Source organism: Janthinobacterium sp. Bl 1 (assembly GCF_058215535.1).
In genome coordinates, this window is sequence record NZ_CM177086.1 from 15193 (window position 1) to 38851 (window position 23659).

The window sequence follows — 23659 nt, forward strand, 5'->3', positions numbered from 1 at the left end:
GAAGGAGTCCAGCATGAGCCGTTGCGCCCACATTTGCCTGATGGCCGATTACAACCAGTGGATGAATGCCAAGGTCTATGCGGCGGCAGCCAGCCTGCCGGCGGAAGAACTGCAGCGCGAGCGGGGCGCCTTTTTTGGCTCCCTGCTGGCCACCCTGAATCACGTGATGGTGGGCGACACCCTGTGGCTGCAGCGCTATGCGAAGCACCCGGCCGGCTTCCCCCTGCTCGACCCCATCCGCGCCATCACGCCGCCCGCGTCGCTCACGCACCCGCTGTTCGCGGCCGAGGATTTTGCCGCCATGCACGCGCACCGGCAATGGCTGGACCAGCTCATCATCGACTGGGCCTCCTCCATCCGCGAAGAAGACCTGGACCACCTGCTCGACTACCGCAACAGCAAGGGCCCGAACCGGCGCGAATTTTTCAGCCTGCTCATGCATTTCTTCAACCACCAGACCCATCACCGGGGCCAGGCCAGCACCCTGCTGTCGCAAGCGGGCGTGGACATTAGCGACACGGATTTACTGTTTCGCATCCCCAACCATCTTGCCGACTGACGGCGCGCGGTACAACCACGCTTTCCCGGCAATCGCCGCCAGCGCCAGCACACCCAGCAGCGCGCCGCAGCCCAGCGCCCCCTGCATGCCGTAGGACTCGATGGCGATGCCGCCCGCCAGCGCGCCCACCGTCACGCCCAGGTTGATGGCGGCGATATACACGCCGATGGCGAACGCGGGCGCCTCGCGCGCTTCGCTGCTGAGCCACACTTGCGTGACGATCAGCCCGCTCGTATGCGCCGCACCCCAGAACAGCAACAGCACCGCCATGGGCGCCCAGCCGATACCATTGCCCGCATAGCGGTACAGCAGCCAGTACGCCAGCCCCAGCAGCACGGGCTGTAGCAGCACCGTGCGCAGCACGTGCGTGCCCAGCTGCCGCCCCGCGAACAGATTGCCCGCCACGCCACCGATACCAAACATCACCAGCGCCAGCCCCGTCTGGCGCGCCGACAAGCCCGCTTCTTGCTGCAGATACGCGGCCGCATAGGCATACACGGCAAACATGGCGGCAAACACGAGCACGGCGGCGGCAATGGTGAGCCACAGGGCCGGTTTGCGCAGCACGGCCAGCTGGCGTCCATATGCCATTGGCGCTTCCTGCGGCGTGTCGGGCAGGAACAGATATAGCCCCAGCGCCGCCAAGGCATTGACGAGGGCGCAGGCAAGGAACGATGCCTCGTAGCCATATTGGGCGGCGATCCACGTGGTGAGCGGGATGCCCAGCACCATGCCCATGCTGGTGCCCGTGAACGCATGCGCGCCGGCCCGCGCCGCCTGTTGCGGCGGGTACAGGGCGGCGGCCGCCACCATCGCCAACGAGAAATACACAGGATGAAACAGGGCCGGCACGATGCGCAGCGCCAGCAGCAGCTCGAAGCGGGGCGCATACGCCGACACCACGCTGGCCAGCGCAAACACGAGCAGCGAAACGATCAGCACGCGCTTGCGGCGCCAGCGCGTGGCCAGCAGCACGAGGAAGGGGCCGCCCACGGCGATCACGAGGGCGAACAGGCTCACCAGTGAACCCGCCTGCGCGGCCGTCACGCCGTAGCGCTGCATGATCATCGGCAAGATGCCGACCACGCCAAACTCGATGCAGTACACGCCGAACAGGCCCAGCGCGAGGAAGACGATCGGGTGCGGGCGGGTCATGGCGTTTCCTTGGCGCCATACACTGCCTGGCAAAGTTCCGCCACGAACGGCCCCGCCATGCCTTCCAGTGCCGTATTTGTAAACGCCACCACGGACAATTCCTGCGCCGGATCGACAAACCACGAATGGCCATATGTACCGCCCATGCGCCACGTACCCACGGACTCCGGCGTGACAGCGGCAAGCGGATCCGTCAACACGGTAAAACCGAGACCAAAGCCCCGCCCCGGCCAGAACGGCAAATCGAAGTCACCGGTCTGGCTCGTGCCCATCTGCTGCGCCAGACCGGCTGGCATCAGGGGCGCGCCGCCCTGGCGCAACGCTTCCAGCAAACGCATGAAATCTGGCGCCGAGCCGACCATGCCCGCGCCGCCCGATGGATACGCTTGCGCGTCGCGGGCGCGCGCCGGAGAGAGCACAAACCCGGCCATGCCATCGAGAAACGGCAGATGGTCTTCACCCTCATCGCGCAAGCGGCGCGGCAGGGATTCTCCCGCTGCCCGGTCCGCGTACGCGACGGCCAGACGCGCCGGGTCGGCAGCCACAAAACCCGTGTCGCGCATGGCCAGCGGCACGGTCACCAGGTATTCCACGGCGTGCGCCAGCGGCATGCCGGCCGCCTGCTCGATGATGGCGCCCAGCACATCGGTGGCAATCGAGTATGCCCAGCGCTCGCCGGGTGCATACGCCAGCGGCACCGTAGCCAGGCGGCGCAGGTTGTCCTCCAGGGAAATGCGGGACGCATCCATGCCGTCGGACACCCCGGCCTGCGCATACGCGCCTCCCGGTGGCTGGAAGAAGCCATAGTCGAGGCCGGCCGTGTGCGTGAGCAAGTGGCGCACAGTGATGGCCGCCACCATACCGTCCGGCTGGCGCGGCCCGAAATACGGCAGCCAGCGCGTCACCAGATCGTCCAGACCCAGCCGGCCCTGCCCCACCAGCGCCAGCGCGGCCATCGACACGATGGGCTTGCTGACGGATGCCAGGCGGAAGACGGCATCTTCAACCATGGGCGTACCCGCCTCGCGGTCCAGGTGGCCGGCCGCGCGGCGGTACACGTCCTTGCCGCGCTGGCGTACCAGCACGACGGCACCCACCAGGCGCTGCTGCTGCAAGACTGCATCGAGCAAGGGATCGATACGGGCGGACAAGGCCGCAGGAGAGAAGTTGTACATCATGGCGTAGCCTTTCAAATGATCAGGCTGCCAAGGTAAGGCAGGCGCGATCAAAGAAAAACAGGCTATAGTTTCTGTCTGTGCGGACGTTGGCATCCGCAATCAAAGGATCGACATGGATAACCTGGCGGGATTCACGGCCTTCGTGCAGGCAGCCGAAACGCGCAGTTTTGTCGCGGCGGGCCGCGTGCTCGGTATTTCCGCCTCGGCCGTGGGCAAGAGCATCGCGCGGCTGGAAGAGCGTCTCGGCGTGCGCCTGTTTCACCGCAGCACGCGCAGCATCGCGCTCACCAGCGAAGGCACGGTGTTCCTGGAACGCTGCCGGCGCATCTTGGGCGAGATCGAAGCGGCCGAACTGGAGTTATCGAACAGCAAGAGCGCGCCGCGAGGCCGGCTGCGCGTCAGCTTGCCGCAGGTGGGCAGCCTGCTCAATCCCGTGCTGGCCGCGTTCGCGTGCGCCTATCCGCTGGTGGAGCTCGATCTCGACTTCAGCGACCGCCGGGTCGACGTGATCGAGGAAGGCTACGACGCCGTCGTGCGCGCGGGAGAGAGTGCCGACAGCCGCTTGATGAGCCGCCAGCTGGGCCAGTTTCAGCTGCAACTGGTGGCCGCGCCCGCCTACCTGGCGCAGCACGGCACGCCGCTGCTTCCCGCCGACCTCGTACATCACACTTGCCTGCTGTACAAATTTCCCAGCAGCGGCAAGGTCGAGGCCTGGCCCCTGCCCCAGTGGCAGGCCCTGCACGCGGCCGGTTTGCCAGCCCTGCTCAATTGCAACAATGTCGACACCTTGCTGCACTTTGCGGAAAGCGGCCTGGGCATCGCCGCCCTGCCCGACTTTGCCGTGCGCGCCGCACTCGCCGAGGGCCGCTTGCAGCCGGTGCTGGACGCGCACCGCCAGCACGACGGCGCCTTCCGCATCCTGTGGCCCAGCAGCCGCCACCTGACGCCGAAACTGCGCGCCTTCATCGACTTCCTCGCCACCCACGTGTTTCCGGAAAGCTGAACCCGCATCCAGCGCCGCGCTCGTTGTTTCCACACGACAACTTAGTCAAGTTGCTACCAGTTTTTCAGCTTTTCACGGACTTGATACAAGTTTTTGTATTGCAGTGCGGAATTTTGAGGAACAATTACAGGCTGGCCGCCGCTACGTATAAACCCGTAGCCCCGGCCTGTCCGATGTTTTCCCTCACTTCCGCAATACGAAAGCAATCATGTCACTCACACAATTCAAAATCGGCACCCGGCTCGGGATCGGGTTTGCTGTCGTCCTCGGCCTGCTGGTCGCCGTCTTGCTCGTCGGCTTGTATTCCATGGGACAACTGAGCGCGCGCACGCACGACATCGTGGCCGACAAGAACGTCAAAATGGCGGCCGCCAATACCATGAGCGACAACGTGCGCAACATTACCCTGGCGATCACGAGCATTGTGGTGGCGCCGACGGAAGCACTGGTACAGGCGGAACTGGCAAAGATCGGCGAAGCGCGCAAGAAATACGGCGCCGCCAAGGAAACCTTGCAAAAGAAAATCTCGACGGACAAGGAAACGGCCTTGATGGCCGAGCTGGACGCGGCCCTGAAATCGGGCGCACCGCTGAACAACAAGGTCATCGAGCTGCGCAATGCGGGCCAGACGGAAGAAGCGATCGCTTTCCTGACGCAGCAAGCGGCGCCGAGCCTGAAACGCGTGCTGGGCGCGCTCGACAGCCTGGTCGCGTATGAAGGCGAGCAGGCGGCGCAGGCGGCAACGGAAGCCGAAACGCTGAGCAACAGCGCACGCGCCTCCATGATTATCCTGGGCAGCCTGGCCGTGCTGCTGGGCGCTTTTGTTGCGTGGATCATCACGCGCTCGATTACCCAGCCCATCAATGCAGCCGTCAGCGTGGCCGAAACCGTGGCCTCGGGCGACTTGTCGTCGCACATCGTCGTCAATTCCAGCGATGAAACGGGCCGCCTGCTGGGCGCCCTGAAAGCCATGAACACCAGCCTGCTGGGCGTGGTGGCGCAAGTGCGCAACGGCACGGATGCAATCTCCACGGCATCGAGCGAAATTGCCGCCGGCAACCTCGACTTGTCGTCCCGCACGGAAGAACAAGCCAGCTCGCTGGAAGAAACGGCGTCGGCCATGGAAGAGCTGACCTCGACCGTGAAGCAGAATGCGGACAATGCGCGCCAGGCGAACCAGCTGGCGAAAAGCGCGTCCGAAGTGGCCGTGCGCGGCGGCAGCATCGTTTCGCAAGTGGTCGACACCATGGGTACGATCAACGCTTCGTCGCGCAAGATCGTCGACATCATCGGCGTCATCGACGGCATCGCCTTCCAGACCAACATCCTGGCCTTGAACGCGGCCGTCGAAGCGGCGCGCGCGGGTGAACAGGGACGCGGTTTTGCCGTCGTGGCCTCGGAAGTGCGCAATCTGGCCCAACGATCGGCTGGCGCAGCGAAGGAAATCAAGGAATTGATCGCCGCCTCCGTCGCCAACGTGGACACGGGTTCGCGCCTCGTCAATGAAGCGGGCCAGACCATGGGCGACATCGTCGACAGCATCGTGCGCGTGACCGACATCATGGGCGAAATCACCTCCGCCACGCACGAGCAGACCATCGGCATCGAACAGATCAACATGGCCATTGCCCAGATGGATGAAGTGACGCAGCAAAACGCGGCCCTCGTGGAAGAAGCGGCGGCCGCCTCGCAAAGCATGCAGGACCAGGCGGGCGAACTGGCGCACGTGGTCGGCTTCTTTAAAACCGGCAACCATGTCGCCAGCGCGGCCAAGCTGGCGCCTGTACGCACGGCACCAGCCGCCCCCGCCATCGCACGCCCCGTAGCCAAGCCAGCGCCAGCGCGCAAGGCCGTCGCGGCCGCGCCGGCACGCCGCAGCAATGCGGCTGCAGAGAGCGAATGGGAAGAGTTTTAATGCACGAGTTTTAACCTTCAGCAACATCGCAACGGGGGAAAGCCAGGCAGGAAGTTGCTGCCTGGCTTTTTTTCGTCTGCCAATACCACTTTTTTTTGCCGCAAAGCCCGCGCAATAGACAAAAGTGCAAAACGTGCACCGCGCATACGCTTTACAATCCTCGCTCGCTTTACAAAATATTGGTCATCATGAATCAGGCAGAACAGCAGCGCCTCCTGGCTATCCTGGAGTATTGGCACAAGATCGAATTCTTTATCCCGTTTGACCTGAATCAAATCACGGACGTTGAAGACCAGTCCACCGTGCGTCTCCTGCACCGCGAACAGCTGGCGCAATTGCCACCGCAGTTCGCCACGCAATGGCAAGTACCGTCCGACCGCGAGATCGACGGCTTCTCATTGTTCCTTGGCGTGTTCGACAAGGCCGAAATCAACAAGGCTTGTCCGCCGGCCACCGGCCCGGAAAACATTGCCGAAACAGAAAAAACAGAGTTGCTGGGACGCTCGTGCTTTGCCCGCCTCAATCTCAATGCGCTGGGCGAGCCGCAGTTCGATCCCGTGTCCGTGTCGACCTTGCCGTGGGCGCTGGGCCGCGCCCGCACGCCGGACTGGTCGGGCCTGAGCCTGGACGCCTTCAGCGACAGCCAGCTGGCGCTGCAAGACAGCCTGCGCAACTTCGCGGCAAGCCGCACGCCACAGCAAGTGACGGACGAGGCGGGCAATGTCTCGTCTCCCCTGTCCGGCATGGAAATCGCGGCCCTGGCCGACCTGTTGCGCGACTGGGCCGGCTTCCACCCGTCCGCCGGCCAGCCGCTGGCCGTGCTGGAATTGCGCACGCGCAAGAAACGCGCAGCGGTCACGGAAACCGATGCGCTTGAATCCAGCCAGAATCGCAGCCTGGACTTTGGCGACGCGGTGGAACCATCGATCGATATCCTCAACAGTTTTTACCTCGATGACTTGGAACAGATCATCCGCGCCTTGCGTGGCGGCAAGTTACCGGCGACGGTCGCCGCCTACCTGACGCCGCTGGCACAGGATGAGCGCATCGACCTGTACAGCCCGGCCGGACGCCAGGCGCTGGCCGCCATGCTCAATCCAGGCAATATGAACCGGGGACACTGGCTGGAAGACGCCAGCTACGCCATGAGCCTGATGCAGCAGTTCGCCATCCACGGCGCGCGTACGGGTTTGAGCGAACGGGGCATCTTTTCCGTCAATGGCCCGCCGGGCACAGGCAAGACGACCTTGTTGCGTGAATTGTTTGCCGACAACATCGTGCGCCGGGCCAGCGTGCTGTCCTGCCTGGACCGCGCCGGCGACGCCTTCATCGGCAAGGTGGCCGTGGCCTTCGAAGGCGTGCGCGACCCGATCACCATCGCCCGCTTGCGTCCGGAACTGACGGGCTTTGAAATGGTCGTCGCTTCGTCGAATAACGCGGCCGTGGAAAACATTTCCGGCGACCTGCCAAAACCGAAGCAGCTGGGCAAGGAATGGGCGCGCGCACGCTACTTTGAAAGCGTGGCACGCCGGGTCGTGGCCGATGGCAATGGCGCCAACCGCGCCCTGGGCGAAGCGGAAGCGCCATGGGGCTTGATGTCCTGCGCGCTGGGCAATAGCGCGAACCGCCGCCGCTTCGTCAGCAATTTCTATGACGACGACTGGGACAAGACCACGGCGCGCAAGACGCCGAATGCGCAAAATATCCGCCAGTGGCTGGCCAGCCACCAGGGCGTGAGCTTCGCCCAGGCGGCGCGCGAATTCCGCGAGACGGAACACGTGGTGGAAAAGGCGCTGGCAGAGCACGCCCAGTACGCGGCCCTGTGGCAAGCCGTGGGTACGTGCACGGAAGCCGACTTCATGCAGGCCAGCCAGCAAGCGCTGATTGCTGCCGAAGAAGAAATGGATGCGGCGAATGGCGCCCTGTCCGATGCGCTGGCGCAGCAGGACACCCTGCTTGCCAGCAAAAAGGAATTGCTGGAAGAGGAACGCCTGGTGGCGCTGACGCAGCCCGGCTTCTTTGCCCGCCTGTTCCGCACGGCACCGGCCCGCGCCTACAAGGAAGCCGTCGTGGCCAATGCCGAGGCGCAGCGCCAGGCTGCGCGCGATGTGTCCGCCATCAAGCTGCTGCTGAAGGGCGAGCTGGAGCCACGCTGCGAACGCGCCCGCAACAGCCTGCACATCGCCCTGCGCACGGCGCAATCGCGCCAGCGCGAATGGGATGACAGCACGGAACTGCTGCGCCGCGCGCGCATGCGCTTCCCCACCATCGCCGCGCCGGCAACCCTGGACGAGCTCGATGGTGACGCGCTGCAAATTGGCGGCCTGTGGCATGAACCGGCCCTGGCCCGCCTGCGCTCGCGCCTGTTCGCCAAGGCCCTGGCCCTGCACGAGGCATGGCTGGCGGAAGTGGCAAAGAAAGGCGGACCCGGCTTTGGTGGCAACTTGCTGGCCGTGTCCAAATTGCTGAAAAACAAGCGCGCCTACGACCAGTCGCATATCGCCATGGTCTGGCACAGCCTGTTCATGGTGGTGCCCGTCGTGTCGACAACGTTTGCCTCGTTCGCGCGCCAGTTCCAGGGCATGGGTCCCGAATCGCTGGGCTGGCTGTTCATCGATGAAGCGGGCCAGGCCGTGCCGCAAGCGGCGCTGGGCAGCCTGTGGCGCGCCAAGCGCGCCGTCGTCGTGGGCGATCCGCTGCAGATCGAGCCCGTGTTCACGGTGCCGGGCCGCCTAGTGCAAACCTTGTCCGCCCTGTCGCCGCACACGCAGGATGGCAGTTATGCGCCAACCTCCGTTTCCGTGCAGACACTGGCCGACAAGGCCAACCGCTATGGTGCGTCTGTCGGCGCCGGCAGCGCACAGCCCTTGTGGATCGGCAGCCCCTTGCGCGTACACCGCCGCTGCGTGGAGCCGATGTTCTCGCTGGCCAACAGCATCGCCTACGAAGACAAGATGGTCTATGGCTTGGCTGAGCGCACGCCGCCGGCCGGCGCGCGGGGTCTCACGAAAGGCCCCAGCTGCTGGATCGACGCCATCGGCGCCGTCAGCTACAAGCAGGTCGTGCCCGTGCAACTCGATTTCGTGCTGGAAGTGCTGCTAAAACTGTACCGCCGCGACGGCAAGCTGCCCGACATGTATGTGATCACGCCATTCAAGGCCGTGCGCAACGAATTGCGTTCGCGCATCATCGACATGGACTGGGACCGCCGCCTCGGCTACGGCAAGGCGCCGACGGCGCGCGAATTGCGCCAGTGGAGCAGCCAGATGGTGGGCACCGTGCATACCTTCCAGGGCAAGGAGCAAAGTGTGGTGATGCTGGTCCTCGGCGCCGACGACAGCACGGTGGGCGCCGCGCAGTGGGCGGCGGCTACGCCGAACCTGCTCAACGTCGCCCTGACGCGCGCGCAGCATTATGTGTACATCGTCGGCAATCCGCTGCTGTGGGGGCAGTTGCCGCATTTCGCGCCCGCGTGCGCGCAATTGCCGCATACGGGCATGCATGAGTTTTTGGTGGAGATGGGGTAGAACACCTGATCAAACCTACTGCGCGTCGCGATTTGCCGTCTCCGATGCTCACTGTGCATTCGCACAGCTCCGCTTCTCGACAGCAACTCTCTTCCGCTCGCTACGGTTTTATCAGGCGTTCTCAGCGGGGAAAACGAGGGTGAACGTCGTGGCGGCCGCGTCCGATGCCACGGTCGCGCTTCCGCCATGCAACTGCATGATGGCTGTGACGATGGCCAGGCCCAGGCCTGTGGAAGCGGCCGAGTCGCTGCGGGCCGGATCGGCGCGGTAGAAGCGCTCGAACAGGTGCGGCAAGTGGCGCGCGGGGATGGCAGGGCCGAGGTTGCTCACGCTCAGTTCCACTCCCTCGTTCGTCGCATGCGAACGCAGCAGTATCGTGCTGCCCGGCGCCGCGTGGCGTATCGCGTTCGACAGCAAATTACCGAGCGCACGGCGCAGCAGTTGCGGCTCGGCCGTCACATTGCCGCTGCCGTGGCAAGCCAGCGCCAGCTCGCGCTCTTCGGCAAGTCCCTCAAAGAAATCGGCCAGGCGCAAGAATTCGTCCTGCACTGGCAAGACTTGCTTGACGAGCACCATTTCATCCTGCTGCGCGCGCGCCAGAAACAGCATGCTGTCGATCATGCGCGACAGCCGTTCCAGCTCTTCCACATTCGATGACACCAGCTGTTCATACTCGTGTGCGCTGCGCGGGCGGGCCAGCATGACCTGGCTTTGTCCCAGCAGATTGGTGACGGGCGTGCGGAATTCATGCGCCAGGTCGGCGGAAAACTGCGACAGCCGCGCATAGCCTTCCTGCAGCCGCGCCAGCATGGCGTTCAGGGCGTGGATCAGCGGCAAGAGTTCCGTCGGCGCGCCGCGCGCATCGAGTTGCTGCTCCAGCTTGCCCGGCCGCACGAGGGCCGCATGGGCGGCGATATTGCGCAGTGGCCGCAGTCCCCGCAGCAACATCAGGCTCGCCAACAGTGCCGCCACCAGCGCGCTGACGGCCACCGAGACGACGATCTGCCAGCGGTAGGCGGCGAACATGGCCGTGCGGTCGCCGTAGACCCGGGCGACGGAGATGTCGGCCATCTGCGCCGGGTCGCCGATGCGCGCGCTGGCCGCCACCACGCGTGCGGGATAACCGTCGCGGCTGGTCCAGCTGACGATGTCGCTGTCCGTCACGGGCGCATCGACGGCGACAGGAACAGGATGCGCCACCGTCTCGCCGTTCGGATTGACATCGATCAAACGCGTGCCATCGGCGCGCACGATGCGGACAAGCGAATTTTCTTGCCCGCTCATGGTGTCGCGGAAATACTGAGGCCGCTCGCGGATGATGTCGAGGGTGCCCGCATTGCCCAGCAATTGCTGGATCTGCCGCAGTTTTCCCAGCAATAAAATATCGTCGCGGCGCTCGATTTCCGCGACAAATGAACGGTACAAATGCATGCCCAGCCCGGCCGACACGAGCGCCACGATCAGTACGAACACGAGCGTGACGCGCAGGGTCAGCGAGCGGCGGAGTTGCGCCAGCTTCATTGAGCGGTGCCACTGTCAGCCACGGCAGGCGCGCGCAATTCGCAGACATAGCCCATGCCCCGCAAGGTGTGGATCAGCTTGGGCTCGAACGGGTCGTCGAGCTTGCTGCGCAGGCGGCGGATGGCCGCGTCGATGACGTTGGTATCGCTCTCGAAATTGATGTCCCACACTTGCGAGGCGATGATGGAGCGCGACAAGACCTCGCCCTGGCGCCGCGCCAACAGATGCAGCAAGCCGAATTCCTTGGCCGTCAGGGCGATGCGCTGGCCTTGCCGGCTGACCTTGCGTTTCATCACGTCGATTTCCATGTCGCCGATGCGGATCACGTCGTCTTCACGCGGCGGCCCGCGCCGCAGCAAAGTGCGGATGCGTGCCACCAGTTCGGCAAAGGCGAATGGTTTCACCAGGTAATCGTCGGCGCCCAGTTCCAGCCCCTTGACCCGGTCCTGCACTTCGTCGCGCGCCGTGAGGAAAATCACGGGCACGTCGGCGCCGCCCTCTTGCAGCCGCAGCGCGCGCAAGACTTGCCAGCCGTCCATGATGGGCAGCATGACGTCGAGCACGATGAGATCGGGTGACTCCGTACTTGCCATATGCAAGCCGTCGCGGCCATTGCGCGCCAGGCTCACCGTAAAGCCGGACTCGGCCAGGCCGCGCAGCAGATAGTCGCCCGTCTTCGGTTCGTCTTCGATTACCAGGATGCGCATGGGTACTTTCTGTGGGAAGTTAGAACCATTTTACGCCGCGTGCAAACCGCTGCGGATGATAAAAATGTCATGCAGCGATCATCTTCTCGTAGGGCAACACTGGCCATACTGGCGTCACTTTACTCAACGGACAGCCACATGAAAACCCTGTTACTCGGCAGTACCCTGCTGTGCCTGCTGGCCAGCCCAGCCCACGCTCAGCTGCGCAAGGTCGATGACCTCTCGCTGACAGCGGCCAACAAGCTGGCCGACGCGGCCATGGCCGCATGCCAGGCGCAAGGACGGCACATCGTCGTCACCGTGCTCGATCGTGGCGGCAATATTGTCGCCGTGCAGCGCGCCGATGGCGTTGGGCCGCACAACACGGATGCCAGCCGGCGCAAGGCCTACACGGCCCTGTCCACCAAGAATGATACCCAGGCGCTGGCCGTGGCCGCGCGCGGCAATCCCGACATGGCCAATTTGACGACCGTGCCGGAACTGTTGCTGCTGGGCGGCGGCCTGCCCTTGCGAACCAAGGGAGAAGTGGTCGGCGCCATCGGCGTGGCCGGAGGCGGCGGCGCCCTGCAAGACCGCGCCTGCGCCCATGCCGCCCTGGCCGCCATCCCTGAACTCGATTCCCCTACCCTTTAAACTGAAAGATACGACGATGAGCACACTGAAACAAATCACCGCCGCCCTGGCCTTCGCCAGCCTGTCCAGCATGGCCCTGGCCGCCGCCAGTCCCTTGAGCGTGCACATTCTCGACTTGCAGAGCGGACAGCCGACGGCCGGCGTAACGGTCACCCTGGAGCAAAAGAACGGTGAAGGCTGGCAACAACTGGGCAGTGCCGTGACGAATGCGCAGGGGCGCATCGCGGCCATGTATCCGGTGGATGCGCCCATGCAGGCGGGCGACTACCGCATCGTGTTCAAGACAGGCGAGCACTATGCGCACCTGAAACAGGAAACCTTCTTCCCGGAAATTCCCGTGCAATTCCACGTGGGAAAGACTGAGCAGCACTATCACATTCCGCTGCTGCTCAGCCCTTTCGGCTTTTCCACGTACCGGGGCAATTAACCGTTGCTCAGGCCACCGTCTTCGCCGTCTGCCCGAACAGCACGCTTTTCGCGTCGCCGCTGACGGTCGGCTGCACATTGATTTCCGCCGCCCGCGCATACGCGCGCACGGTGGCGGGGCGGGCGGCAATGGCCGCGAACCAGCGCGCCAGGTGCGGGAAATCTTCCAGCTTCTGGCGCTGGCGTTCGTGCGGCACGATCCACGGATAGATCGCCATGTCGGCGATGGAATAGCTGTCGCCTGCCACGAATGCACGGTCCGCCAGGCGCTTGTTCAGCACGCCGTATAGCCGGTTCGTTTCGTTGACGTAGCGCGTGATGGCGTAGTCGATCGGTTCGGGCGCATATTGCACGAAATGGTGGTTTTGCCCGGCCATGGGGCCCAGGCCGCCCATTTGCCAGAACAGCCATTGCATGACTTCGGCACGTCCCCGCACGTCGGCCGGCAGGAATTGCCCGCTTTTCTCGGCCAGGTATTGCAGAATCGCACCCGACTCGAACAGTGACAGCGGCGCGCCCCCATCTTCCGGCGCCTGGTCGACGATGGCGGGGATGCGGTTATTCGGCGCGATGGCGAGAAACTCGGGCTTGAACTGCTCGCCCTTGCCGATATGCACGGGAATGAGGTTGTATGGGATGCCCGCTTCTTCCAGGAACATCGTCACTTTGTGCCCGTTGGGCGTGGTCCAGTAATACAGGTCGATCATCGTGGTCTTTCCAGGTAGATAAGTAGGGGCAGGCGAACTTGGCATAACTATTGTCGCGCCGCAACTGATATGCATGGATATAATGCCACGTAAGCGAAAAACAAGGCGGCGCAAGCACCCACTCGCGCCGTTACGCAGGCATCCCGACATTCCCGAGCACAAAACAAAGAAAGCCGACCATGCGCAAACTCCTGATCGTCACGCTGTCCGTCCTGCTGTCAGGCTGTGTCCAGGACTTCGCCATCTACATGTTCGATGGGCAAGACCATTCCCTGACCGTGCGCCGCCAGCAACGTTATTTTTGGCAAGATACCGTGGAAGTGCAGCTGATGGCGACGAATCTGCCGCAATGCCAGCGTCTGCATACGCTGTCGACGGATGCGCCGGCCGACATCACAGTCGAGCTGTTTGCGGCCGGCGATGGCATCTGGAACATCCGCATGGGCAAGCAGTTGTGGCAGGCGGAAACGAATACCTGCAATGAACTGACGGAAATGGAAAACGACCCGAAAGCCGACCTGGGCCAGCCGGTCGGGCAATTCGTGGTCGTCGATGACAAGCTGGAATTCGAACCGGCGCCGCCAGTGGCGGCACCAGCCCAGTAGAACTCTAGCGCGCCGCCAGGCTGCGCAACGGCTTTTTCGCCACGGCGCGTGGCGCGCCAGCCGAAGTGGCCGCCAGGCGCGGCGCCGTGCCCGGTTCCTGCGCCGACAGTTTGAAACGCGCCACCAGTTGCGCCAGCACGGCCGCCTGGTCCTGCATGCTCGACGCTGCCGCCGCCGCCTCTTCCACCAGTGCCGCATTTTGTTGCGTCACGCTATCCATTTCCGTGATCGCCTGGTTGACGTGGCCGATGCCCGTGCTTTGCTCGTGCGAGGCGGCCGTGATGTCGGCCATGATGTCGGTCACGCGCGAAACGGAAGCGACCACCTGATCCATGGTCGTGCCCGCCTGTGCGACGAGCGTGCTCCCGGCCGCGATGCTGTCGACGGAAGCGCCGATCAGCTCCTTGATTTCCTTCGCCGCACCGGCCGAGCGCTGCGCCAGATTACGCACTTCTGATGCCACGACGGCAAAGCCGCGACCCTGTTCGCCGGCGCGCGCCGCTTCCACGGCCGCGTTCAAGGCCAGGATATTCGTCTGGAAGGCGATGCCATCGATGACGCCGATGATGTCGACGATCTTGCGTGACGAAGCGTTGATGGTGTCCATGGTGCCGATCACTTGCGCCACCACGGCGCCGCCCTGGCGTGCCACGGCGGAAGCGGACTGCGCCAGTTCATTTGCCTGCACGGCATTGCCCGCGTTTTGCGTCACGGTCGAGGTCAATTCCTCCATCGAGGCCGCCGTTTCTTCCAGCGAGCTGGCTTGCATTTCCGTGCGCGCCGACAAGTCCATATTGCCGCTGGCAATCTCGCTCGACGCCGTGGCGATCGTCTCGGCGCTGTGGCGGATTTCGCTGATCGCATCGACCAGGTTGGTTTGCATGGTTTTCATCGCGTACAGCACGCTGTGGCGGTCGTTGGCATGCGTGCGCACGACGCCGCTCAAATCGTTATTCGCGATCTTTTCCGCCACGTCGGCCGCATACTCGGGATCGCCGCCCAGCGCATGGCGCAAGCTGCGATTGATCACCACGACGACGGCGGCCAGCAAGCCGCACACGAGCACCAGCACGCCCAGCGAGGTCAGCAGCGACTGGCGGAAGGCCGCGTCGATATCGTCCATGTACACGCCGACCACGATGGTCCAGCTCCACGGCTTGTAGGCCACCACGCGGCTCATCTTCGGTTCGGGGGTTTTCTGGCCGGGGCGGGGGAAATAATAGTGGACGAAGCCCTTGCCCGTATCGCTCTTGCCGACGGCCACGATGTCGCGGTACAGATAGGTGCCGTTGGCATCCTTAAAATCCGACATGTTCTTGCCATCGGTTTGCGGCGCGGCAGGATTCATCACGACGACGGCGTCGAGGTTGATGATGGACAAATAACCGGTCTCGCCGAAACGCATGCTCTTGATGACGGCCGTGGCCTGCTTTTGCGCTTCTTCCTTCGTCAAGGCGCCGCTGGCGGCCAGGTCGCCGAACATCTTGACGGCGCCCAGGCCCAGGTCGGCGGCATTGCTCAGGTCGGCACTGCGTTCTTCGATGCGGATCTTGCGCACTTCCAGGGCGTTATAGACAAAAATAACGGTGATGCACAACAGGCTGCAAATCAGGGGAATCCATAACTTCTGCTGGAACGTCAATTTCTTCATGCTGTGTCTCCAACTATCTATGTGCGGCGGAAAGGCGTGGTCCGCTTCCAGCCCGGCAGGCCAGGAATGCGGCGGCGACGGTGCTCGGACGGCACCGTTCAGACGACACCAGCATACGCTTGAAATACCGATATTTACAATGCTGGAAAGCAATGATTTTTGCCGGGTGTTGTTAATGCGTTGCGACAATTGATGAGAATTGATGCTGCATTGCAGTAAAAAAGCATGCAGATAGGGGCGGCAAGGCAGGCGGGGGTGGCGTGCCTGTGTCAAAATGCACGCCGGATATAACATGAATCACGAAAGCACAGCATGACCAAGAATGAAGCCATGAAACGCATCAACGACCGCCTGGGCAAACCCACCTTGACGGACAAGAACACGCATTTTGCCAGCGTCGCCAGCTATGGCACGGACGAAGGCTGGTGGCTGAAGATCCCCTTCCTGACCTTCAAGCAGGAATTGCATTTCATTCTCAACAATGAGAAAACGAAAAGCTTCCAGCACCTGAAAATCGGCGCCAATCAGATCCTCAGCCCCGGCATGAAATTTCGCAGCACGGGCGGCGCCGCCGACGCCTTCATGTCGGCCTCGGCGCCGAAGCGCCTGGTCGACTTGCTCGACGGCGGCAGCAAGTACAACTTCACCAAGCATTTTATTAACGATTATCGCTATTAGGAACACCTGACCAAACCTGCTGCGCGTCGGTTTTGTCAGGCGTTGTGTAGCCTTGTCAGATCATTTTTGGGGCGGCAGCCACGCCTTGATCAAATGCTGGGCGATGTCGAGCGCGTCGTCGCGGCTGGTGCCGAAATGCAGGGGATAACCCCAGAACTTGCCGAACATCACGGCAAAAGCCTTGCCGGCCAGACGCTTGGCGGCGCTCGGTTCGACCAGCACCATGCCCTGGATATACGCGCGGATGGCCGCCTTGTTCTGCTTCATCCAAAGTGACGCCCGCTTGCGCTCTTCCTGCGGGTGTTCGTGCCCATCCTCGTCAAAGCCTTCCTCGCTGAGAATGACAAACGCCTGGCGGCGCGCCAGCAGCGCGTCGAACTGGGCAAACAGAATATCGGGCTGGACAGGCGCTGCCTCGCGGCGCATCCAGACGAGGGGGAAAGTGGATAGATCAAGCTGCATGGTGATGACTCCTTCAAGGGGTTGCCGTTCCTCCTTACCTTCATCAGAACACTGGCGGCGGCGGTTGCCGTTGAAGCGGGGCTGCGGATACCCATACGATAGCGCTGGCGGTGCTGCGCGTCATTGCATAAAATAGCCACAATATTATTCAATCCAGCCAGAATGCACCCATGTCTCATCCATTACAACCCAGCATGCTCACCACCGAGCTGGGCCTTGGCGCCGGCGCCTCCCTCATGGATTTCGACGTCGATGGCGTGTTGCGCCCGCTGCTTGCCGTGGGTCTGACCAGCGTGCCTGAGGAGGCCGAGCAGGCGCCGCACCAGCACCGCAAGGGGCAGTTGCTGTATGCCACGCGCGGCGTGATTCATTGCGAGGTGGACAGCGGCGTATGGATCGTGCCGCCCCAGTGCGCTGTGTGGATACCAGGCGGCCTGATGCATTCAGCGCAGGGCGTGGGCGAGGCCCAATGTTATTGCCTGTTTGTCGAGCCGGCCATGGCGCCGGCCTTGCCTACCGTCTGCTGTACCGTGGCCGTTTCACCCCTGCTGCGCGAACTGATCGCCAAGGCGGCCGCTTTTCCTACCTTGGCCGCGCTGCATGGCGCGCAGGAACGCCTGGTGCTCACTCTGCTCGATGAACTGGCGGCAGCGCCCGTGGAAGACTTGCATCTGCCGATGCCGCGCGATGCGCGTTTGCGCCGCCTGGCCGCCCTGCTGCTGGCGCAGCCCGCCGATAAAAGCACCTTGGCCGAGTGGGCTAGCCGCATCGGCATGAGCGAACGCAGCATGACCCGGCAGTCACTGGAGGAACTGGGCATGAGCGTGGGCCGCTGGCGCCGGCAATTGCACGTCATCCTGGCCTTGCGACGGCTGGCGCAAGGCCATAGCGTAAAAGCGGTGGCGATGGAACTCGGTTATGAAAACACCAGCGGTTTCGTCACCATGTTCCGCAAGGCCGCGGGCAAGCCACCGGCCCGTTATCTGGCGGAGCGGGAATCGGGAAGATCATGAAAAAAGGCGGCATCTGCCGCCTTCGTCACGCAACATCGCTGAACAATCAGCTTTCACGCGCCAGTGCCAGAAATTCCGTGCGCAGCGCCAGGTTCGGCTGCATCTCGCCCAGCATGGCCGAGGTGATGGTTTCTTCGCCCGGCGTGCGGATGCCGCGGCTTTCCATGCACAGGTGGCGGCAGCGTACAACCACGCCCACCGATTTCGGTTCCAGCACTTCCATCAAGGCATTGGCGATCTGCATCGTCATGCGTTCCTGCACTTGCAGGCGCTTGGAGAAACAATCGACGAGGCGCGTCAATTTCGACAGGCCGACGATCTTGCCGTTGGGCACGTAGCCGATGGTGGCCTTGCCGAAAAACGGCGCCAGATGGTGTTCGCAATGGCTGTAGACGGGAATCCCGCGCACGACGATGAGCTCGTTGTACTGTTCCGCGCCATCTTCAAACGCCTTCAGCAAGTCCACCGGATCCTGGCCATAGCCGGACGTCCAGTGCTTCCACGCCTTGGCCACGCGCGCCGGCGTTTCCAGCAAGCCAGGACGCTGCGGATCTTCACCAAAGCTGCTGATCAGCCGGCGCCAGTCGTTTTCGGAGAATTCTTCTTGAGACATGCTACACCACCCTAAAATTTTCAATTGCCGCCAGTATATAGAAAATGCGGCAGGCTGCCCGAGCAGCCCCGGCTTTCTATGCCGTTGGCGGACGGTGGGCGCCGACCAGCAACGCGGAAATCGACACGCTCGAACTCGCTTCCGGCCATGCATCGCCGGGACCGAACCAGCGCGCTTCGGCAATCTCGTTCTCGTCGAGGCGGATCTCGCCATCGAGGTAATCGGCCGTAAACGCGATCATCAGCGAATGGGGAAACGGCCAGGACTGGCTCATGAAGTACTGCAGGTTGTGCACGCGCAAGCCCACCTCTTCCATCACCTCGCGGTGCACGGCTTCCTCGATCGATTCGCCCGCTTCCAGGAAACCGGCCAGCGGGCTGAAGCGCTGCGATGGCGAGTGCTTGTGCATGGCCAGCAACACCTGCTCGCCCTTGCGGATGAGTACCATCATGGCCGGCGAAATGCGCGGATACGCGAGCATGCCGCAGGCGGCGCAGGTGAAACAGCGTTCGCCGCGCGTGCGCTGCATGGGCGTGGCGCACACGCCGCAATGGCGGTGCGTGCGCGCCCACTCGGCCAGTTGCACGGCGCGGCTGGCCAGACCCAGGAAAGCGTCGTCGACGGCATTGAACAGCGAGCGCATGCCGTGCCAGGCCAGGCCGGCACCCGGTGGCAACTCTTCGTCGGTCCAGACCGTCTGGCAATAGCGGCCCTGCCACAAGCCCACGGGCTGTGCGCGGCTCAGGTCGATATCGAGCGCGGCCGCCTCGGCGGCCGTGGGCAGGGATAACTCGGGCGTACGCAACAACAAACGCCCGCGGTGAAAGACAAACGTCAGCGTATCCGTGGCGGACGGGGCCGGTTCGGGCGCATCGATCAGGGGGACAAAGGCATCGGGAGTCTGCAGCATTCTGAAAGGAAATTTGTAAAGGTTGCTCATCATACTCCCGCCGGCGGACGCTTGCGCGCATAGCAGCGGCCGGGCCGCAAAGCAAGCATTCATCAGCCATGACACTGTTTTTTTTGCGGCACGCCCAATCCGTTGCGTAAATGATACTGATAACGATTCTCATTTACGAAATAGCGCCCAGTTATTACAATGTGGCCTATTCCGTCTCCATCGCCAGCCACTTGCCCGCGTGTCCAAGCACTGCGGCGCAGAGCCAGCCAGGAACCACTACCCTGACCTTTTCGAAAGAGCAAGATGGCAATCAAGAGCCGCAAACACGCCCCCACCCGTTTCAACCAGCACATCGGCGCCGCCCTGGCCGTGATGCTGCTGCCCGTCGCCGCCCAGGCGGCCGACCCGGCCGGCCAAAGTGCCCCGGCATCGCAGCAAATGCTGAACGAAGTCAAGGTCATTGGTTCCAAGGAAAATGATTTCAAGGCCGAAAAAGCCTCGTCGCCGAAATACACTGAAGAGCTGGTCAATACGCCGCAAACCATCGTCGTGATCAAGAAGGAATTGATCGAGCAGCAAGGTGCGCTGACCCTGACGGACGCGCTGCGCAACACGCCAGGCGTAGGTACTTTTTTCCTCGGTGAAAACGGCAACACGAACACGGGCGACGCCGTCTACATGCGCGGTTTCGATTCGTCGGGCAGCATCTATGTCGATGGCGTGCGCGACGTGGGCTCCATCTCGCGCGACGTCTTCAACATCGAACAGATCGACGTGCTGAAGGGCCCGGCGGGCACGGACAGCGGCCGCGGTTCGCCGACCGGCTCGATCAACCTGGTCAGCAAGACGGCCACCATGGAAAACAAATTCAATTCGCTGCTGACGGCGGGCAGCGGCAAGCAGAAACGCGCCACGGCCGACTGGAACCGCGTCCTCGACAGCGATACCGGCACGGCATTGCGCCTGAACCTGATGACGCAGGACAGCGGCAACGCGGCGCGCGATGAAGTCAAGAACAAGCGCTGGGCCTTCGCGCCCACCGTCACCTTCGGCATCGGCAAGCCGACGCGCATCACGGCCAGCTACCTGCATGTGGACCAGGACAACGTGCCCGACGGCGGCGTGCCGACCATCGGCTTGCCAGGCTACTCGACACCGGACGTCCCGACGAAGATAAACCCGGTCATCCGCACTTACCTGAACAGCGCAGCCAAGGTCGATCCGAAGAATTTCTATGGCTCCACCTCGGACTACGACAAGATCAAGGCCGACATGGGCACCTTGCGCATCGACCATGATTTCTCGCCTAACGTACAAATCCAGAACACCACGCGCTACGGCAAGACCAAGCAGGACTACCTGCTGACGGCCTTCATGGGCAACACCGCCAACCTGAAGAAAGCGGGCGCCAACAATCCGTCGACCTGGACCCTGGCGCGCTCGCTGCGCACCGTGAAAGACCAGGAAAACACGATCCTGACCAACCAGACCGTGGTCAGCGCGCAATTCGACACGGGCGTGCTGAAGCACTCCCTGGTGGCCGGTGCCGAGTTCACCAGCGAAAAACAGACCAACTACAGCTATGTGCCCGCCACCCTGGGCACCTTGCCGGCAGCGAACCTGTACAACCCGAACCCGCGCGACCCGGTTACCGGCCATAACCCCGTGCGCAGCGGCGCCTTCACCGAAGGCGAAGTCAACACGCAAAGCCTGTATGTGTTCGACACCATCAAGTTCGGCGACAAGTGGTTGTTCAACGGCGGCGTGCGTTTCGACCATTTCAACACCACGTATGACGCCGTCACCCTGCAAACGGCCGTAGCTGCGCAGGCGGTGCAAAAGCTGCCCGTCGGCACGCCGATTCCTACCCATTTGACCCTGAGCGACACCTTGGCCAACGGCAAGGTCTCGGCCATGTACAAGCCGACGCCGGACAGCAGCGTATATGCCTTGCTGGCCACGTCGAAAGCGCCACCGGGCGTCAACTTCGCCCTGAGCACGGGCGCCAGCAGCGCGCAAAATCCGAGCTATGACCCGCAGGAAACCATCACCAAGGAAATCGGCACCAAGTGGGACTTCCTGAAACAAAAACTGTCGTTCTCGGCCGCCGTCTACCAGACCACGGTCAAGAATGAAGTGGAACAAGATCCCGTGATCCCAACCATTTATTACCAGACCGGCAAGAAACGCGTGGAAGGCCTGGAACTGGGCGTGGTGGGCGAGATCATGCCAAACTGGCTGGTCAGCGCCGGCTACACCCGCATGAATACCAAGGTCGAGTCGGGCAAGGTCGTCACGGCCAGCGGCGTCAACAACCTCAGCTACACGCCAAAACAGGCGTTCACCAGCTGGACCTCGTACACCCTGCCGTTTGGCCTGAAGATCGGTGGCGGCGCGCGTTACGTGGGTGAAATGCTGCGCGGCACCGATGGCGCCGTCGGCACGCCGGCACGCGTGGATGCTTACTGGGTCTTCGACGCCATGGCAACGTATCCGGTCAACAAGAACCTCGACTTGCAGCTGAATGCCTACAACCTGGCCGACAAAACCTATGTGGCGGCCATCAACAAGTCCGGCTTCCGCTACACGCCAAGCCAGCCCCGTTCGTTCAGCCTGACGGCCAATATCAAGTTCTAACATCAATAGAACACGCATTGCGCAACATCAGCCCCTCTTCGGAGGGGCTTTTTTATTGTCCTGATAATCTTGTCTTTTTGACGCACCGCCGCCCTGCCGCGACTAGCGTATGAAAAGTCATACAGCGATGGCCCGCCGCGTCCAATATTTCGCGCAAGCACGCGAAGTTGCAACATCCTGACAACAAAAAAGCTTCCTTAAATCAACAACTTAAGAAGTTATGCGCCAAATGCCGATTTCAGGCATATCCTTTGCTATGTACAGGTTTTGCTGCAAATAATCGCTAGCACGCAAGGGCTTGTTTTTGAGAAATATTGACTCCAAGCTTGAGTTGCTCGCTATCAATAATCCGCTCACAGCGGCGTTTCACCGGAGGAGTCAAAATGAAAAAGAAACGGCCATTAACCCTGTACATCCTGATTGCCATGGTCCTCGGCATTATTGTCGGCTATGGATGCAACACCGCTTTCCCTGATGCCAAGCTCAGCGCTCAGATCGCTGGCAATATTTCCATCGTCACCGACGTCTTCCTGCGCCTGATCAAGATGATCATTGCGCTGCTGGTGTTCTCGACCCTGACGGTCGGCATCGCCCACATGGGCGACGGCAAGACGGCCGGCCGCATCGGCCTGAAAGCCATGTGCTGGTTCGTCGTTGCCTCGCTGGTCTCGCTGGCGCTGGGCATGGTGCTGTCGAACCTGATGCAGCTGGGTACCAACCTCGGCTTGCCATTGCCGGACGTACACGCTTCGACGAATTTGAAAACGGCCGCCTTCACCTTGAAAGATTTCTTCACGCACTTGGTGCCGAAGTCGCCGATCGAGGCCATGGCCAACAATGAAATCCTGCAAGTGTTGGTGTTCTCGATCTTTTTCGGCGGCGCACTGGCCGGCCTGGGCGAATCGGGCAAGACCCTGACGGCCGTCGTCGACCAGCTGGCACAAGTCATGCTGCGCATCACCGGCACCATCATGAACCTGGCCCCGTTGGCCGTGTTCGCCGCGATGGCTTCCGTCATCACCACGCACGGCCTCGGCGTGCTGGTCACGTTTGCCAAGTTCATGGGTGGCTTCTACCTGGGCCTGATGTGCCTGTGGGCACTGCTGATCGGCGCCGGCTTCATCGTCATCGGTCCGCGCGTCTTCAAACTGGTCGGCCTGATCCGCGAACCGTTCCTGCTGGCATTCTCGACGGCCAGCTCGGAAGCGGCCTATCCAAAACTGCTGACGGCGCTCGACCAGTTCGGCGTGGACCGCAAGATTTCCAGCTTCGTGCTGCCGATGGGCTACTCCTTCAACCTCGATGGCTCGATGATGTACTGCACCTTTGCCGTGCTGTTCATCGCGCAAGCCTACGGTATCGACCTGTCGATCGGCACGCAGATCACCATGCTGCTGCTGCTGATGCTGACCTCGAAAGGCATGGCCGGCGTACCGCGCGCCTCGCTGGTGGTGATTGCCGCTACCCTGAACCAGTTCAATATTCCGGAAGCGGGCTTGCTGCTGCTGATGGGCGTCGACCAATTCCTCGACATGGGCCGTTCGGCCACCAACGCGGTCGGCAATGCCGTCGCCACGGCTGTCGTCGCCAAGTGGGAAGGTGGCCTTGCCACCGAGGAAGAAGCAGCCGCGGCCAACGCGGCCAGCCAGAACACGGAAAGCCATTGGGGTGAAGCGGATCACGCTAGCAAAGCCTGATAGCGCCATGGCCCGCCACAAGCGGGCCATTTATTTGTTGTCCATGTTGAGTAACAAGCAGTCAGGTAGTG

The 23659-nt window shown here is 62.6% G+C and carries 20 protein-coding genes; 11 read left to right on the forward strand and 9 right to left on the reverse strand.

The window, feature by feature from the left end; translation table 11 throughout:
* The first annotated feature begins 13 nt into the window (after positions 1–13).
* The gene (locus AC4BCN_RS00065) at positions 14–559 is read left to right on the forward strand and encodes a DinB family protein (RefSeq protein WP_490492278.1); all 546 of its coding nucleotides are present in this window, start codon (positions 14–16) and stop codon (positions 557–559) included.
* Here AC4BCN_RS00065 and AC4BCN_RS00070 read toward each other — a convergent pair.
* Together AC4BCN_RS00070 and AC4BCN_RS00075 are read right to left on the reverse strand one after the other, a co-directional pair.
* Positions 524–1714, reverse strand: coding sequence for an MFS transporter (locus AC4BCN_RS00070; protein ID WP_490492279.1), 1191 nt, complete (start codon positions 1712–1714; stop codon positions 524–526). The genes AC4BCN_RS00065 and AC4BCN_RS00070 overlap by 36 nt on opposite strands.
* The gene (locus AC4BCN_RS00075) at positions 1711–2892 is read right to left on the reverse strand and encodes a serine hydrolase domain-containing protein (RefSeq protein WP_490492280.1); all 1182 of its coding nucleotides are present in this window, start codon (positions 2890–2892) and stop codon (positions 1711–1713) included. The genes AC4BCN_RS00070 and AC4BCN_RS00075 overlap by 4 nt, the downstream gene beginning before the upstream one ends.
* Before the next feature lie 112 nt (positions 2893–3004).
* Here AC4BCN_RS00075 and AC4BCN_RS00080 point away from each other — a divergent pair, with 112 nt between their 5' ends.
* The 3 genes from AC4BCN_RS00080 to AC4BCN_RS00090 all read left to right on the forward strand — a co-directional run bounded on the left by AC4BCN_RS00080 (position 3005) and on the right by AC4BCN_RS00090 (position 9337).
* On the forward strand, positions 3005–3895 hold the full coding sequence (locus AC4BCN_RS00080) for a LysR family transcriptional regulator (protein ID WP_490492281.1): 891 nt from the start codon (positions 3005–3007) through the stop codon (positions 3893–3895).
* Between the two features lie 208 nt (positions 3896–4103).
* Positions 4104–5810, forward strand: coding sequence for a methyl-accepting chemotaxis protein (locus tag AC4BCN_RS00085; RefSeq protein ID WP_490492282.1), 1707 nt, complete (start codon positions 4104–4106; stop codon positions 5808–5810).
* A 188-nt stretch (positions 5811–5998) separates the two neighbouring features.
* Positions 5999–9337, forward strand: a complete 3339-nt coding sequence (locus AC4BCN_RS00090; RefSeq protein ID WP_490492283.1) for a DEAD/DEAH box helicase — start codon at positions 5999–6001, stop codon at positions 9335–9337.
* Positions 9338–9448: 111 nt separating this feature from the next.
* Here the strand turns inward: AC4BCN_RS00090 and AC4BCN_RS00095 are convergent, their stop codons facing one another.
* Positions 9449–10858, reverse strand: a complete 1410-nt coding sequence (locus tag AC4BCN_RS00095) for a heavy metal sensor histidine kinase (RefSeq protein ID WP_490492284.1) — start codon at positions 10856–10858, stop codon at positions 9449–9451.
* Entirely contained in the window at positions 10855–11565 is a 711-nt protein-coding gene (locus AC4BCN_RS00100) for a heavy metal response regulator transcription factor (protein ID WP_456147992.1), read from the reverse strand. Before AC4BCN_RS00100 ends, AC4BCN_RS00095 begins: the two co-directional genes overlap by 4 nt.
* A 138-nt stretch (positions 11566–11703) precedes the next feature.
* Here AC4BCN_RS00100 and AC4BCN_RS00105 point away from each other — a divergent pair, with 138 nt between their 5' ends.
* Both AC4BCN_RS00105 and uraH read left to right on the forward strand, forming a co-directional pair.
* Complete coding sequence (locus tag AC4BCN_RS00105; protein ID WP_490492285.1) at positions 11704–12198, forward strand: GlcG/HbpS family heme-binding protein; 495 nt, start codon at positions 11704–11706, stop codon at positions 12196–12198.
* Between the two features lie 16 nt (positions 12199–12214).
* The gene (gene uraH, locus AC4BCN_RS00110; protein WP_490492286.1) at positions 12215–12625 is read left to right on the forward strand and encodes a hydroxyisourate hydrolase; all 411 of its coding nucleotides are present in this window, start codon (positions 12215–12217) and stop codon (positions 12623–12625) included.
* A gap of 7 nt (positions 12626–12632) precedes the next feature.
* On the opposite strand, the gene AC4BCN_RS00115 is transcribed toward uraH, so the two are convergent.
* Positions 12633–13331 carry a glutathione binding-like protein gene (locus tag AC4BCN_RS00115; protein ID WP_128140559.1) on the reverse strand — a complete coding sequence of 233 codons (699 nt, stop codon included), beginning with the start codon at positions 13329–13331 and terminating at the stop codon, positions 12633–12635.
* A 179-nt stretch (positions 13332–13510) separates the two neighbouring features.
* On the opposite strand from AC4BCN_RS00115, the gene AC4BCN_RS00120 reads away from it, so the two are divergent.
* The gene (locus tag AC4BCN_RS00120) at positions 13511–13936 is read left to right on the forward strand and encodes a hypothetical protein (protein ID WP_128140560.1); all 426 of its coding nucleotides are present in this window, start codon (positions 13511–13513) and stop codon (positions 13934–13936) included.
* 4 nt (positions 13937–13940) lie between these two features.
* Here the strand turns inward: AC4BCN_RS00120 and AC4BCN_RS00125 are convergent, their stop codons facing one another.
* Complete coding sequence (locus AC4BCN_RS00125; RefSeq protein WP_128140561.1) at positions 13941–15587, reverse strand: methyl-accepting chemotaxis protein; 1647 nt, start codon at positions 15585–15587, stop codon at positions 13941–13943.
* 312 nt (positions 15588–15899) lie between these two features.
* Here AC4BCN_RS00125 and AC4BCN_RS00130 point away from each other — a divergent pair, with 312 nt between their 5' ends.
* Positions 15900–16265, forward strand: coding sequence for a hypothetical protein (locus tag AC4BCN_RS00130; protein WP_046683244.1), 366 nt, complete (start codon positions 15900–15902; stop codon positions 16263–16265).
* Positions 16266–16325: 60 nt separating this feature from the next.
* On the opposite strand, the gene AC4BCN_RS00135 is transcribed toward AC4BCN_RS00130, so the two are convergent.
* Positions 16326–16727, reverse strand: coding sequence for a hypothetical protein (locus AC4BCN_RS00135; protein ID WP_490492287.1), 402 nt, complete (start codon positions 16725–16727; stop codon positions 16326–16328).
* 194 nt (positions 16728–16921) lie between these two features.
* Here AC4BCN_RS00135 and AC4BCN_RS00140 point away from each other — a divergent pair, with 194 nt between their 5' ends.
* Positions 16922–17740 carry an AraC family transcriptional regulator gene (locus AC4BCN_RS00140; protein WP_490493642.1) on the forward strand — a complete coding sequence of 273 codons (819 nt, stop codon included), beginning with the start codon at positions 16922–16924 and terminating at the stop codon, positions 17738–17740.
* A gap of 46 nt (positions 17741–17786) precedes the next feature.
* Here the strand turns inward: AC4BCN_RS00140 and folE are convergent, their stop codons facing one another.
* Entirely contained in the window at positions 17787–18353 is a 567-nt protein-coding gene (folE, locus tag AC4BCN_RS00145) for a GTP cyclohydrolase I FolE (RefSeq protein ID WP_034754386.1), read from the reverse strand.
* A 76-nt stretch (positions 18354–18429) separates the two neighbouring features.
* Entirely contained in the window at positions 18430–19263 is an 834-nt protein-coding gene (nudC, locus tag AC4BCN_RS00150) for an NAD(+) diphosphatase (protein WP_128140563.1), read from the reverse strand.
* Positions 19264–19557: 294 nt separating this feature from the next.
* Here nudC and AC4BCN_RS00155 point away from each other — a divergent pair, with 294 nt between their 5' ends.
* On the forward strand, positions 19558–21891 hold the full coding sequence (locus tag AC4BCN_RS00155) for a catecholate siderophore receptor Fiu (RefSeq protein ID WP_490492288.1): 2334 nt from the start codon (positions 19558–19560) through the stop codon (positions 21889–21891).
* Positions 21892–22274: 383 nt separating this feature from the next.
* Complete coding sequence (locus tag AC4BCN_RS00160) at positions 22275–23588, forward strand: dicarboxylate/amino acid:cation symporter (protein ID WP_128140565.1); 1314 nt, start codon at positions 22275–22277, stop codon at positions 23586–23588.
* The last annotated feature ends 71 nt before the right edge of the window (positions 23589–23659 follow it).

Coding starts and splice junctions, on each gene's coding strand:
- AC4BCN_RS00135 (WP_490492287.1), bottom strand. CDS start 16,727: ATGCAGCTTGATCTATCCACTTTCCCCCTCGTCTGGATGCGCCGCGAG.
- AC4BCN_RS00095 (WP_490492284.1), bottom strand. CDS start 10,858: ATGAAGCTGGCGCAACTCCGCCGCTCGCTGACCCTGCGCGTCACGCTC.
- AC4BCN_RS00160 (WP_128140565.1), top strand. CDS start 22,275: ATGAAAAAGAAACGGCCATTAACCCTGTACATCCTGATTGCCATGGTC.
- AC4BCN_RS00125 (WP_128140561.1), bottom strand. CDS start 15,587: ATGAAGAAATTGACGTTCCAGCAGAAGTTATGGATTCCCCTGATTTGC.
- AC4BCN_RS00075 (WP_490492280.1), bottom strand. CDS start 2,892: ATGATGTACAACTTCTCTCCTGCGGCCTTGTCCGCCCGTATCGATCCC.
- AC4BCN_RS00090 (WP_490492283.1), top strand. CDS start 5,999: ATGAATCAGGCAGAACAGCAGCGCCTCCTGGCTATCCTGGAGTATTGG.
- folE (WP_034754386.1), bottom strand. CDS start 18,353: ATGTCTCAAGAAGAATTCTCCGAAAACGACTGGCGCCGGCTGATCAGC.
- AC4BCN_RS00080 (WP_490492281.1), top strand. CDS start 3,005: ATGGATAACCTGGCGGGATTCACGGCCTTCGTGCAGGCAGCCGAAACG.
- AC4BCN_RS00130 (WP_046683244.1), top strand. CDS start 15,900: ATGACCAAGAATGAAGCCATGAAACGCATCAACGACCGCCTGGGCAAA.
- AC4BCN_RS00120 (WP_128140560.1), top strand. CDS start 13,511: ATGCGCAAACTCCTGATCGTCACGCTGTCCGTCCTGCTGTCAGGCTGT.
- AC4BCN_RS00155 (WP_490492288.1), top strand. CDS start 19,558: ATGGCAATCAAGAGCCGCAAACACGCCCCCACCCGTTTCAACCAGCAC.
- uraH (WP_490492286.1), top strand. CDS start 12,215: ATGAGCACACTGAAACAAATCACCGCCGCCCTGGCCTTCGCCAGCCTG.
- AC4BCN_RS00115 (WP_128140559.1), bottom strand. CDS start 13,331: ATGATCGACCTGTATTACTGGACCACGCCCAACGGGCACAAAGTGACG.
- AC4BCN_RS00100 (WP_456147992.1), bottom strand. CDS start 11,565: ATGCGCATCCTGGTAATCGAAGACGAACCGAAGACGGGCGACTATCTG.
- AC4BCN_RS00070 (WP_490492279.1), bottom strand. CDS start 1,714: ATGACCCGCCCGCACCCGATCGTCTTCCTCGCGCTGGGCCTGTTCGGC.
- AC4BCN_RS00065 (WP_490492278.1), top strand. CDS start 14: ATGAGCCGTTGCGCCCACATTTGCCTGATGGCCGATTACAACCAGTGG.
- AC4BCN_RS00105 (WP_490492285.1), top strand. CDS start 11,704: ATGAAAACCCTGTTACTCGGCAGTACCCTGCTGTGCCTGCTGGCCAGC.
- AC4BCN_RS00085 (WP_490492282.1), top strand. CDS start 4,104: ATGTCACTCACACAATTCAAAATCGGCACCCGGCTCGGGATCGGGTTT.
- AC4BCN_RS00140 (WP_490493642.1), top strand. CDS start 16,922: ATGCTCACCACCGAGCTGGGCCTTGGCGCCGGCGCCTCCCTCATGGAT.
- nudC (WP_128140563.1), bottom strand. CDS start 19,263: ATGCTGCAGACTCCCGATGCCTTTGTCCCCCTGATCGATGCGCCCGAA.